The organism is Dyadobacter sp. CY323, from assembly GCF_021390245.1.
In the GTDB taxonomy this organism is placed as follows: domain Bacteria; phylum Bacteroidota; class Bacteroidia; order Cytophagales; family Spirosomataceae; genus Dyadobacter.
In genome coordinates this window covers 141367-154431 of sequence record NZ_JAJUXH010000012.1, presented here as the reverse complement: position 1 = coordinate 154431, position 13065 = coordinate 141367, and the positions used below count along the sequence as shown (strand labels likewise).

General features: G+C 50.2%; 8 protein-coding genes. All 8 read right to left on the bottom strand.

Going from position 1 to position 13065, the window contains the following annotated elements:
* Position 1 precedes the first annotated feature (1 nt).
* Positions 2–2290, bottom strand: coding sequence for an alpha-L-rhamnosidase C-terminal domain-containing protein (locus tag LZG72_RS18435; RefSeq protein WP_233875816.1), 2289 nt, complete (start codon positions 2288–2290; stop codon positions 2–4).
* A gap of 39 nt (positions 2291–2329) precedes the next feature.
* Positions 2330–3076 carry an FISUMP domain-containing protein gene (locus LZG72_RS18430; RefSeq protein WP_233875814.1) on the bottom strand — a complete coding sequence of 249 codons (747 nt, stop codon included), beginning with the start codon at positions 3074–3076 and terminating at the stop codon, positions 2330–2332.
* Between the two features lie 50 nt (positions 3077–3126).
* Positions 3127–4593 carry an FAD-dependent oxidoreductase gene (locus tag LZG72_RS18425; RefSeq protein WP_233875812.1) on the bottom strand — a complete coding sequence of 489 codons (1467 nt, stop codon included), beginning with the start codon at positions 4591–4593 and terminating at the stop codon, positions 3127–3129.
* Between the two features lie 44 nt (positions 4594–4637).
* Positions 4638–6074, bottom strand: coding sequence for a RagB/SusD family nutrient uptake outer membrane protein (locus LZG72_RS18420; protein WP_233875810.1), 1437 nt, complete (start codon positions 6072–6074; stop codon positions 4638–4640).
* Between the two features lie 36 nt (positions 6075–6110).
* Positions 6111–9587 (bottom strand): TonB-dependent receptor, encoded by a 3477-nt coding sequence (locus LZG72_RS18415; protein ID WP_233875808.1) that lies wholly within the window; start codon positions 9585–9587, stop codon positions 6111–6113.
* A gap of 155 nt (positions 9588–9742) precedes the next feature.
* On the bottom strand, positions 9743–10864 hold the full coding sequence (locus LZG72_RS18410) for a FecR family protein (RefSeq protein WP_233875806.1): 1122 nt from the start codon (positions 10862–10864) through the stop codon (positions 9743–9745).
* Positions 10865–10921: 57 nt separating this feature from the next.
* Positions 10922–11506, bottom strand: a complete 585-nt coding sequence (locus LZG72_RS18405; protein WP_233875804.1) for an RNA polymerase sigma factor — start codon at positions 11504–11506, stop codon at positions 10922–10924.
* Between the two features lie 235 nt (positions 11507–11741).
* Positions 11742–13016, bottom strand: coding sequence for a polysaccharide pyruvyl transferase family protein (locus LZG72_RS18400; protein WP_233875802.1), 1275 nt, complete (start codon positions 13014–13016; stop codon positions 11742–11744).
* Positions 13017–13065 lie beyond the last annotated feature (49 nt).

Here is a 13065-nt window from a genome sequence, read left to right as displayed (position 1 = left end):
GTTAAGGTACTGGTACGACTTCCCATTGATGATTGCCCGAGCCCACTTCCGCGATACGGTAAAAGTCTCCCTCCTGCGTAGCTTTCACGGCGCGGCCGTTTGAGGTAAGCTTGCTTTTGGCAAACCGGCGCGGAATGTAAATCACGCCTTCCATGTTGGCAGGCAAATTCACCTTCAAACTGAATTTTTGCCCCGTATTCTCAGAATCCACTTTTATTACGCCTTTCAAAGTCGTTAACTGCAATTGCGCATTCGCAAGCGTGCCGGGTTGCGGCTTAATGCTCACGGTCCCGAATGCCGGTGTGAGTGGTTCAATGCCCATTAGTTTGCGGACAATGATGTTCGCAGGTGCGGCGCCCCAGGCGTGGTTCCAGTCCTGATTGGGCTTGTAGCTGGTGTCCCAGGCTTCGGTGGTGATCGTTGAGCCGGTTTTGATCATATTATACCAGCTGCGTTGCTGCGTCGAGGTCATTAATGCAAGTGCATAATCGGATTCCTGCGCATTGTAAAGTCCGTCTAGCAAAAATTGGGAACCGTACACGCTGCACGCCATTCCCCGAGAACGAATGTGGTCCAGTACTTTCTGCTGCAATTTTTCAGGGACTAGCCCGAATGCAAGCGCCATCATATTGGCATGCAGGGACGAATGATCCGTGCCCTCGCCGTCTCTGATCAGGCCGGTTTTCGGATCGATAAAGGTTTTTTGAAATGCAGTTTTAACTTTTTGAGCTGCCTTCTGATACACTGCCGCATCTTGTTTTTCATCAATTACGGAGGCGATTTCACCTAAATAAAGCAGTGCCTGATAATGAAATGCATTCACTACCGCGTTGTAATCCGTGAAAACAAAACCGTCCGTTTCCCCGGCTTCCTTTTTCCCTAATCCCAAAACCCCTTTTTGCGGCCAGTCGACGATATCCTGTAAAGTAGCCTTTCCGTCGAACGTTTCGAAATGGATGGATTTGGTAAATTCCGAGGTTTGCTTTCCTGTGCGGGTGCTGATCAATCCGTCCGGGCGCGCGAGCGCCAGCAGTACTTTGGCTTTCAGTTCAGGATAAAGCGCACGGGCGGTACGGATATCCCCGGAATACAGGTAATCGTACCAGGCGATGAGCAGGTTCTGCAGTGACCATTCCGTCGGCCAGGTGGCGTGGTACACGAGGTAATCCAGCGAACGTTTTGCCATATTGTACTCCACATCGGTGGCATAATGCGAAAGCTGATTGATGTAAGCATCGGCCTCATAAGGAATCCTCTCGCGGTCTCCATCCACATAATATCCACTGAAAGTCGTGGCCTTGATCGAATATTTACACAAGTCCCAAATGCGGTTGAGCGTCGTATCCGAGCTCGTGAAATGAGATGCCTGATCGTCGAAGCTGTACGTAACCGTAAGCCGCGAAACCTGACCGACTTTGACTTTTTGATTGGGCAATTCCAGCTCCGCATAGCGAAATGGCAGCACTTCGCCGATGTAATCCGGCATCAGGATCGCTTTCGGGCCGGTATTACGTTTGTCGGCGGGAAAGTGTACCTGGTACTGGCCGGTACCTTGTTGAAGCACGAGTGGAATCCGCCGGTAACGTAGTGTTCCTGCTGGCTTTCTGTCGACATGCCCGTCGGGTGTAACGGCCTCCCCGAAATGCACCCAGACGGTATCCTGCTCATTACCAGCTAGAATGGAGATTACCAGTTGTGAAAAAGCATCTTTTCCGAAATCGTAGACACTATTTTTATTACCAAATGCTTTTTCATTTACCGGCTGCTGATATGCTTTGACCAGCGGTGAAAAAGGAGGTTCGTACGCTTTGAGACTATCCGCAGTTTGAAATGCTTTTGCAAGAGAAAAGGGACTTTCGGCTTCGTTCTGGTCCCATACTTTCACTTTCCAGTAATAGATCCGGCCGGGCTGCAATGCTTTTTCTTTTGGTAAAATGCATGTGTTTTGCCTGCTTTTCACCTTGCCGGAATCCCACACATTTACCTGGCCTGCTCCTTTATTTTTTCCAACAGATGACAAAACGATCTGATACGCAGTCTGGCGGTAACTAGCGACGGTATCCGCGAGTACCCAGCTGAATGAAGGATACTGGCTGCGGATGAGCGCGAGTTGCCCATTGAATGCGGTTGAATCCGCCTGCGGTAATGTCAGATTAGTCAGGAACCCGTTTTGCCACACCCTATCGGAATGCAGCAAAAGATCGGTGCGAAGTAACACGGGAGCCTGCGGACTTTGTGCGCGGGCAGCGGAGGTAAACGCGATTATTAAAAGTGTAAGTAAGATTCGCATAAAAAAGAGGCAGTAGAAAAATATAGGGTAGTGGATCTGTCATTTCCCACTTCCCTGACCTGTTTTTTGAGATGAATCCCTTACACACCGAACACTAAATCCCAGATTTTTGGAAGTAGGATAGCGGATCACCTCCGGATCCATAAAAGACAAGAAGCGATACCAGGCGTTGCGGGATGAATTTTCTGTAGATGTCCACCAAAAGCCATAATGGCCTTTTAAAAGAAAAGTACTGTCCGCTTCCAGGTTACCGCCCGGGATTGCCGAAAAACCGCTCTCGTTGGATGCCAGCTTGTTAGGCGCCGCCCACAGCCCGTCACCCGCCTCGATCGTCCCCGTACTTCGGAGCTTTCCTCCCTGATCGGTACCGCGGTAGCGGTCCACATTTGCCTGGGTAGGCTTCATGCCGAGGTAAATTTCCATCGCTTTCCATTCATCGTCGCCCGGCAGATGCCAGCCGCTCGGGCAGACATTCTTTGCCGTTTCCCAATTATATAACCTTCCGTACGTTTTGGCATTTTTAGGGTCGTTGTCGTAGCTCCATGATCCTGTTTTGGATTGATAGTCGAGATTTTCCGCCATCCAAACCTGTTCTCCGATCGTGATGGTTTTGTAACTTTTCCCATCCCGCTTGTCGGAAAATTTCCCGTCAGCTCCTTTGACTATTTTAGATTCGGGTAAGCTGGTTTTCTGACCGGCAAACTCACTCTGCGCGTGTAGCGTCGCAACTGAAACTGGAAAGTAAAAAAGGCCCAGGATCAGGGAATATATCTTTGATTTCATCATTTAAACATCATTAATTAAACCAACTATCTGCCTGATAATCAATATCCTGATCACTCTCTCATGCCGAGTTTTGTTAAAAAATCCTCCGCTTCTTTCCAGTTTACATCGTGCGGCATTCGCTTGCTTTTGGCCGCAATGGCAGCTACGCAGCCGGCAGCTTCGCCCATCGCCACCGCATTTCCTGTGACGCGGTAACTTGCATGCGCCGTGGAATCACCGCTAATACAGCGTCCGGCCATCATCAGCCCGTCCACGTCCCGCGCGATCAGCGACCTGAGTGGGATCACATAGGGCGCTACCTTGAAGATCTGGATTGGTCCGCCGGAATGGTTGTTGTCAAGATCGGCGCTGTGGATGTCTGCATTAAAAGTAGGGTTGGTCACACCATCGGCGTGTTTGGAACCGGTGAGTACATCTTTTTTGGTAACCCGGTATCTTCCATGAAGACGCCTGCCGTCCCGGATACCGATCTGCTCCGCGGAGTAGGCGATCTGCATGCCTTCCCAAACTCCGCCCAGACTATTTAATCCTCTCACAATCCGGTCAATTTCAGCCCTGGCGCGTATCGTTGCCTGGGAAACTTCGTCGGCATTGAAAGCCCGGACATTGTATTCATGATTTAACATGAGCATGACCAGGTTCCCGCTGATCTGAAAAATGGTAGGTCGCCCGTAAGATGGTTTCAGCCCCGCCCGGTTGATCTCTTTCATCAGTCTCGCCGACGCCTGGCCATGGTGCGTCCCAAATTTGAGCTCGCCGCTTTCATCTTTAAACTCATAAAATGAAATGTAATCCCGGATCGCACTGGCGTCTTTCACGATAGCCAATGCATTCAGTGTCAGCGGCTGGCAGGGGCATTCCTGATCGGTAGCAAATCCGGTTTCCCAGCCATTTCCTGCAAATGCGCCTACATCGCCGTCGCCGGTGGCATCGATGAATACCTTCGCGCGCCAGGCATGCCGCCCCGATTTGGATTCGGTCACCACGGTAGTTAGCCGCTTGTTATCCTTGTAGGCCGCCGCGACGCGGGTATGGAGCACAAATTCAACACCCGCTTCGGCGCACATTTCTTCCAAAAGGATTTTCATCGCCTCAGGCGCATACACAAAGTTTTTGGCCGGCTCATTCCCATATTTAGACCGTGCATTGCGCTCGTCGAGCTTGCTCACGATCTCACGGGTAATGCCCGGTTTATCAAAATCAAAGATCCAGGTAAGCAATCCGGCAGTCCAGACGCCCCCGAGGCAGCCGGCCAGTTCGATCAGCTGCGTTTTTGCGCCCGAGCGTGCTGCCGTGATCGCGGCGGCCACGCCAGCCGGGCCAGCCCCGCACACCAGCACGTCCACATCCCCTTTAACGGGCAGGTTGACCGACGGTTCTTTAAAATAAGCCGTTTCATCAAAGCCCTCGGATGCCAGTTCCTGCTGGTTCAGGCCGGGAACGATCGCCGCGCCGGCGAACGTGGATGCCGAGCGGAAAAAATTCCTGCGTGATATTTCTTCATTAAGTAAGGCCATATTTTTGATTCTAAACAATGGGTTGGCTGAATAATCGCTGCTTCTTAGTTATAACCGGGATTCTGGGTCAGTTTCGGGTTCAGGTTGATTTCCCGGAGCGGAATCGGCAGCAACTTCTTGTCCGCAGTTACATTCATATTAGCCAGGAGAGGGTCGATGGCCGTGTATTTTGCTTTGAATGCCTGCATCGTGGACACTTCCTTTCCCCAGCGGATGAGGTCCGGCCAGCGGTGTCCCTCAAAACACAACTCCGCTCTTCGCTCGGCTTCAATGGCAAGCTGGGTGGCCTCTTTGGATAAGCCCGCCAATACCGGTAGCCCCGCCCTTTTCCTAATGACATTCACCTGCGTAAGCGCCTCGGTAGTCTTGTTGTTATTGTTCAAAGCTTCGGCGTACATCAGCAGCACGTCGGCATAGCGGATTACCGGCCAATCGTTACTGCCTTCATTTTGCTGGTTAATGTTGTAGACGAATTTTTTGGCCCAATAATAAATGTTAGGGTTTTTACCATTTTGAAAAACCCCTAGAAATGCATCCCGGCGCAAATCCCCGGCTGCAAATGAGTCGTACAGATCCTGGGTGCCGATGTTGGTACTGGACGCCACCACGCTTACAATGGATGACCCCGATGTCTGCGGGGCAAAAGCGTGTGCAAATGAGTTACCTTCTCCAAACCCGCCGCCGAGGTATTGTATTGAAAAAATAATCTCAGCATTGTTGTCATTCCCCACACCAAAAACGGCATTAACAGTAGGCAAAATCTTGTAAACGTCCAGTGCGATGACCTCCGCCAATTTCGATTCGGCAGGAACCCATTTCTTTTGCTGAAGATATACCTTGCCCAGCAGTGCTTTGGCTGCACCTGCTGTGGCCCGGCCTACGTCGGCAGTGCCATACCGGAGAGGTAAAACGGTTTCCGCCCCGGCCAGGTCTTTTTCAATCTGTGCATAAACCTCTGCCTCGGTACTCCGGATATACGTGTAGGCTTCGGCCTCTGTTTCAATCTGTTTCAGGATCAATGGAACGCCGCCGTACATTCGCACCAGATTGAAATACATCAGCGCACGGATGAATTTCGCTTCTGCGATGTAGCGGCTACGGTTCGCCTCGGCCATGGTTACCGGCCCGATCCGGTCGAGAATGGCGTTGCAATCGGCGATGGCGTGGTACATGCTGTTCCAGCCGGAAGAAACGTTGGTGGTAACAGGCTGGTAGGTCAGTTTATCCAAACCGCCGCTTCCAGATTCACTTTCAGTGAACGTTTGCGTGTTGTCGGAAGGCAATTCGAAAAACTGCCAGTACCCATTATAAATCCCCCGTAAATATCCATAAGTACCCGTCAATGCGGATTTGATATCGGATTCGGTTTTATAAAATCCCCCGACCGGGATGACATCTTGCGGGTTGAGATCTACGAAATCTTTCCCGCAGCTGCTGGCTACAAAAAGGGAAGCTGCCAGTACTAATTTATGAATTTTCATACGCTTCAATTTCGATAAATGATGGGTTTCCATGTATTAAAAGCCAATGTTCAATCCTAATGTATAGGTGCGCGTTGCAGGATACGTGCCCTGGTCGATGCCGATCTGCACCGGAGCGTCGACGTTTACATTGGTCTCGGGATTATACCAGGTGTATTTTGTAAAAGTGAACAGGTTCTGGCCTGATGCGTAAATGCGCAGTGATTGTAATCCAATGGTTTTCAGAATGGTTGCGGGCAGGTTGAAGCCTATCGTCACATTCCGGACCCTGAGAAATGAGGCATCAAAAACCTGGCGGTTTGTCAGATTGTTGTTGGGGGCGATTCCTCCCGCACCGGCCATTGGAAATTCCACATCCCGGTCCGGATTGGCAGGATCGAACATATTCCGGAAGTACATCGGGACGGTATTGAAATTGACGGTACCGAAATTATGACGCAGGTTTCCGTTGATCAGGCTCGCGCCCTGCACACCCTGAATGATTACACTGAGATCGAAATTCTTGTATTGCACCGAATGCGACATCCCGTAAATGAAACTCGGGACACCTTTGCCCACCAGTGTCCGGTCGGACTCGTCGATTTTGTTATCGCCATTCTGATCTTTGATCATCCAGTTCCCGACCTTATCACCGGTGGTGTACTGTGCATGGTTTTTAAGGTCTTCCGCAGTTTTGAAAATACCTTCGACTTCAAACCCATACATATTTCCCAGCGGATCGCCCACCCGTACCTGGTACACATTGTTCCAGCCTCCGATAGACGCCTGGGGAGTGAGGAAAGCGGGGCCGCCCAGATCAAGTACTTTGCTTCGGTTCCCGGAGATATTGCCGTCGATCGACCACAGTACAGCGCCTAACCGCAAGTTCGCTTTCGCCGAAAGTTCAAGCCCGCGGTTCTGGAGACTTCCCAGGTTCGTGCGGAAACTGGTCGCGCTGCCTACGATGCCCGGCAGATCTTTTTGAAAAAGCATTCCTTTCGCTTTCCGGTCGTAATAGTCAATGGATATGGAAAATTTATCTCCCAGAAACCCTGCTTCCAGACCAATGTCTGCCTGGCTGTTTTTCTCCCAGGTCAGGTCGTAATTGACGAAACCATTTTGTTCATACCCAAAAGCGCGGGTTTGCCCGAAACTGTAATTGCTGCCCGCCATTCTGTTGGCCCAGGTAAAACTCCCGATATTGGCATTCCCGGTTTCTCCATAACTCGCCCTGATTTTCAGCTCATTCAGCACATTAGCAAGCGATTCCATGAATTTTTCTTCGGAAATGCGCCAGCCGGCCGAGAAGGAAGGAAATGTTGCAAAACGATTGTTCGGGCCAAAACGGGAGGATGCGTCCCGGCGTAATGCAGCCGAAAAAAGGTATTTACTTTTATAATCATACATGAGCCGCCCGCCGTAGGAAAGGAATGCGTTCTGATCGTAATCCAGCTGGCCGACCAGATCGGGCGATGCCAGCGGATTTTGCAGCACGTCCGTTGTAAAGCTACCAGCCCTTCCCAGGACAGCCGTAGCTTTCGACTGGAATTTTTGGACGGAATACAACGCCAGCAGTGAAAAATTATGACCGCCAACCCCTTTGTTATAAGAAGCCGTGTTTTCCCAAAGCCAGTCGATGCCCACATTCTGGGCTTCCCTGGAATAAATCTGGCCCAGTACCGGGTTAGATGCATTGGCAGTAGGCGCCTGTTCGCTGGCCATGGTGGCCGGAATGTAGGAATACTGGTCCGTAATATTCATGGTTGAGCCTACGGAAGTTTTCAGTTTCAGATTTGTAATGGGCTCGAATTCAAGGTAGCTGTTTCCGAATAGGCGGTAGTTTTTATATCGGTTTTTATTAAGCTCTATAACAGCCAGCGGATTAAACAGGTTAGGCTGGTAAAACGGCGTTCCGCTCGGGGTTGTATTTCCATTAAAACCCTGCGCGTAATCCCCATTTGGCAAATAAGCCGGGATCGTCGGAGGCATGTTGATCGCAGAAATCACCGCGCTGGGAACAGTGCGCGTTCCATTCGTCTCGCTGCTGTTTGAACCACTGAACTGCCCCGCAGCCTGCTGCTGAAATTGCCGTGAATACGAAGGCGCGATCGATACCCCGATCCGGAGCTTCGAGCTGAGGTCTGCATCCAGGTTGAACCGCACATTATAGCGCTGGTACGAAGTGCCTTTTAAAACACCGTCCTGTTTGAAATAGGCACCGGAAATGGCAAAACGGACTTTTTCACTGCCACCGGTTGCCGAAATTTCATAGTTTGACATAGGTGCAAGACGGTAGATCTCATCCTGCCAGTCGGTATCAGGGAGACTATCTGGGTTTGCAGTGAATGACAATGGAACAGACAGATTTCTGAGCCGGCCAATGTAGCCGGCATGTTCTATGTATTCATCCCGGTTGAGCACATCCACTTTTTTGCTGATCTGCTGAATACCCGTGTAAGCTGAAAAATTAAAGCTGGTTTTACCTGCTTTCCCACGTCTTGTCGTGACAATAACGACTCCATTTGCCGCTCGGGACCCGTAAATGGCCGCTGACGCTGCATCTTTCAGGATTTCCATGGACTCGATATCCCGCGGGTTGATGAGGTTAAACTGGCTGGCATCCTGCAGCGGATAACCATCCACGACATAAAGCGGCGTACTGTTAGTACCCAGAGATCCCACTCCACGGATCCGGATGGTAGGCGCTGCGCCGGGCGTGCCCCCGCGGTCGGATTGCACCTGCACGCCGGAGGCCAGCGCGGCAAGAGCTTCGCCGGGAGTACCTACCGGCTGCGAACCGATCATTTTTCCTTCCACTTTTGCCACGGCAGTCGCGAGCGTCTTTCGCGACTGCGCCCCGTACCCGATCACGACCACCTCGTTGAGCGCCTTAATATCCGCTTTCAGCCGGATGTCGTAAGTTGACCTCGCATCCAGCACAACCTGCTGTTCGTTGTAGCCGATCGACGAAATGACCAGCGTGCCGGCGTCTCCGACATTCAGTGAGAAATTTCCCTCCGAGTCGGTAGTCGTACCTGTCGTGGTCCCTTTAAGCAGTACGTTGGCTCCCGGCAGTACTTCCCCTTTTTCATCCGTCACTTTTCCTTTGATCTGCCTGTCCGCCTGTTTGGTTTGCATCGGTTTTGTCAACGGTTCGTTGTCGGCCGGCTGAATATCCGACCGGACAGCCGGCAGGTTTTTCAGGATGATCTGGTTGCCACTCACATCATAAGTAAGTCCCAGCGTCAGGGATAACTTATCCAGCACTTGCGCGAGGGTTGCATTTCGTAGTTCAATGGAGACTTTCCGGTTCGACTGCACGATCTGCGGACTGTAAGAAAACTTCACCTTTGTCAGTGACTCGATCCTGCTCAGCACATTCTTGACCTTCTCACCCTGCATTTGAATGGATAGTCGCCGTTCGAGCACTTCCTGCGCAGAAACGTGGGTGGCCCAGGACAAACTCGCGAAAGTGAGGGCAATAAAGACTTGTACCAGCGAAACTTTGAATAATAAAGGGATACTTTTTTTCATATTACCTTCTTGGTTGGGTTTAAAAATAGGGACGTACTTTTCCCGGACAGCTGTTGCTGTGCCCCGATGCCAGGGTCGGCATTGGATCGAGCGGAACTGACTTTTATGGTTAGGGATACTTTAATTCAATGCTTTTTCGAGATTGGGCTAAATGGTCATGGCGATTTACAGCCATTTGAAACGATGATCACCTGGCCTTCCACCATCTCATAACTTGAACCTATGGACTGCGTGATGATATCCAGTTTTTTCAATACCGGCTCATCTGCAAGCGACGCCGTCAGCTGACAGCCTTTCAAAATTTCTTCATTATAGATGATATCTAGTCCGTACGCTTTTTTAAGTAGCTCAAACACAGCGATAACCGGCGTTTCTTCGAAAACAAAGCTGTTCTTGTCGACAATGCGATCATCTACCAGCGCCGGCTCGGCAACGACCGTCTTGCTGAACTGCTTGCTTTCGCGGGAGAACACGACCTGCTGGTTCGGTTTGAGCAGCACGCCTTGTAAAATCGTTCGGGCAGATTTAGTATCAGGATTCTTTTGCTGATAAACACTCACCTGTCCATGCTCTACCACAATTTTTAGCGCATTATCCTTTTCAAAGGCTTCAACTGAAAAAACGGTTCCTAATACTTTGGTTACCAGCTCGTTGGAATACACATAAAATGGCTTCTGAGGATTTTTACGTACATCGAACCGGGCCTTGCCCAGAAGATATACCGTGCGGTTCGTCTTCCCGAAATCTGTCGGATAACTAAGCCGGCTGCCCGGAAAAAGCTCAACGGTCGAACCGTCCGGGAGTGTTGTCAGCTCTGGCGCGGACTTATCGTTGATTTTTTCAATCGCCGGCACCGGGAGATTCGTCACCTGCTGCTTATACAAAGAAGGCTGCATCCATTTGTCTTTCAACTGCCAGGCACCCAGTGCCAATACGAATATCAGACACGCCGCGATCCCGCGCAAAAACCAGGGATTGCGGGTGATTTTGAATCCGGGTTGCCCGGATTTGATTTGCGATTTCGATGAATGGATGCGGTCAAATAGTCGGGCTTCCGCTTCCTCAGAGAGATAATTTCTTGCATAATCGCTCAGTCCCAGCCGGACCGCTTCCAGCAGCTGCTGAGCCTGGTGGTAATGCTGCTCACGTGAAGGATTCTGAATTCGCCAATCATGCCAAAACTGCTCTGACTCATCCGTAGGGGAGAGCTGATGAGCCAGAAAATGGTCATCACAAACAAAATCGGAAGCGCTGTAAGATTGGTAAGGTTGTTGCACGGAAACAAGATTTATTTGTAATAGATGACAAAAACCTTGTTTGCGTACTCAGATAAATTAAAAAAAACTCGAAAAAATCACAAAAGCTGAAAGAAGCCACCCGCGCATGTTCTCTATCGCTCTGAAAATCAGGTTTTTGGCGGATTGATGATTGATTGATAAAAGGACGCCGATCTGATCGTAGTCGAGTTCTTCGATGAACCGCAGCCGGATCGCTTCCTGCTGCCGGGGCGGAAGTTTACTGATCAGGTTTTCGACAAATTCCTTTCGGTTAACCGTCTCTTCCTGCTGTGAAAATATTTCTTCTGTCGATGGTTCTTCCCAGAGCTCATTGAAACTGCTGTCGTGAAAAGATTCGTAGGGGCGTTCTGTGCGGGCAAATAAATGCAGTATGCGGACTTTTAATGCTTTTAATAAATAAAATTTGATGTTGTCGGGCTCGGTGATACGGTCACGTTTCATCCATATTTCCATAAATACATCATGGATGCAGTCCAGGACAAAAGCTTCCGAAACCGGCACCAGGCTCATGCCGTACCGGTACATATGCTTGATATGTGTGCGGTAGAGTTCACTGTACGCTTCTTCATCTCCCCGCTGAAATGCCTTCCACAAATCCGACTTCGAAGTATTGATACTCACTTTGTTTTAGGGCTAAATTGAGAGATATACAGACCGGAAAGAATGGCGGGCAAATCCATTCCTGACAGCCGTATTCAGCACATAAAGCGCCTGGTAAAAAGTTTATACTTTGAGAAGATTTGTGTTTTAGCTGAAAGAAACATTGACGGAATAGCATTGAGGAGTGAACGAAGCTAGCTATACGCAGTGCCTGAATTTCACATTACCCAATGCTTTCCGGAATGAAATAGAGACGTTAAGAAAGAGCCTTTTTCAAAATTTGCATGGTTGCCTTCTGACGGCCTTCTACAACTTTTTTTGCCTTCAATGCTTTCTGCTTTGCCTGTACCGGATCTTGCGCCATCGCCAGTACCGTCGGCACAATGCGGGCAACTTTGTCCGGTTTGTCCATATCGAAAAGCCAGTCGTTGAGCCCAATGTCACGCCACATAAAACCTTTGGTCGTTTGTTCGGTAAACCGGCAAACGATTGCCGGAATGCCGTGGCCGATGCACATGATCGGCGAATGCATTTCCAGTCCGAACAATCCGGCGGATTTCAGGTAGGTGCTCAATGCCTCGTCCGTCAGCCAGTAGCGGTCGCGCCACACTACGCGGCTGCGGTATTTCTCAGGTAACTTGTCAAGAATGGCTTCTTTGCCGAGTTTTACGTGCGTTTCGTCTTCGGGACAAATGAGTATTTTCAGATCCGTTTTGTCCAGCACAGCGATGATCGCCTCTCGCAGCGGCGCATTATCATGATCCTGCATTTCTTTGTTTTTACCGTCTTTGAATGCGTCAAATGGCGTATTCCGGGATTTTACCTCCCAGTATGGCGTATAACGCTGCCGCGGGATCACGCACAGAAACTTGCCCGCCTGCAGATTGTTTTGTTTCAAAAATTCATTCGCCAGTTTATCATTTCGAAGGTCTACCGCAAATGCGCCGTCGGGACCAAATTCCATGATCGGGCATTTTACACCGTTTGCCTTGGCATAATCCAGCGACGGTGAATCCCTGAAAAACGTGAACGCCGCATTGGTGAGCAGCTCGGTGTCGGTTTTGAGCGACGCGACCTGCGCGTCGGTGGGTGCGCCGTAAAATCCGGGAAATGTGATTCCATATATACCATAAGGCTTGCCCGTTTCCTGCCGCCACTTTTTCACATCGCCCCGCGCCACCAGGAAAGGCCCGGAGCCGTGCAATAGAAAATCACCTTCCTCAAATGCCTGTTTAATGAGCTCCGGCGTGTTTACGATCTTCACTTTCGGAAATCGCTGTTCCAGAATTTCTTTTACACCATTACCAATGCTGCTCGGCCAGAGCCTGATCTCCACATCTGGGAGGTGTTTTTCCAGAATGGTGAGTACGCCGGGCGTGTGGCCGATGTCGCCAATGTTGACCGTCTGCCAGGACGAGCGAAGGATCACTACTTTTTTCTTAGCCGGTTGGGCCGACAGATTTTGACTGATCAGCGCGGCCAGCGCAAGACCGGAAGTGCGTAAAAATTGGCGGCGGTTGGTTTGCATCATCATTTGATTTTTTTGACAAATCGTTTTTCAATTGTTTTGAGCCCATTCA

What these genes read in the sequence shown, in the direction of transcription:
- LZG72_RS18430 (WP_233875814.1), bottom strand. Translation starts at nt 3,076, where the DNA reads ATGATGAAATCAAAGATATATTCCCTGATCCTGGGCCTTTTTTACTTT.
- LZG72_RS18415 (WP_233875808.1), bottom strand. Translation starts at nt 9,587, where the DNA reads ATGAAAAAAAGTATCCCTTTATTATTCAAAGTTTCGCTGGTACAAGTC.
- LZG72_RS18425 (WP_233875812.1), bottom strand. Translation starts at nt 4,593, where the DNA reads ATGGCCTTACTTAATGAAGAAATATCACGCAGGAATTTTTTCCGCTCG.
- LZG72_RS18420 (WP_233875810.1), bottom strand. Translation starts at nt 6,074, where the DNA reads ATGAAAATTCATAAATTAGTACTGGCAGCTTCCCTTTTTGTAGCCAGC.
- LZG72_RS18435 (WP_233875816.1), bottom strand. Translation starts at nt 2,290, where the DNA reads ATGCGAATCTTACTTACACTTTTAATAATCGCGTTTACCTCCGCTGCC.
- LZG72_RS18400 (WP_233875802.1), bottom strand. Translation starts at nt 13,016, where the DNA reads ATGATGCAAACCAACCGCCGCCAATTTTTACGCACTTCCGGTCTTGCG.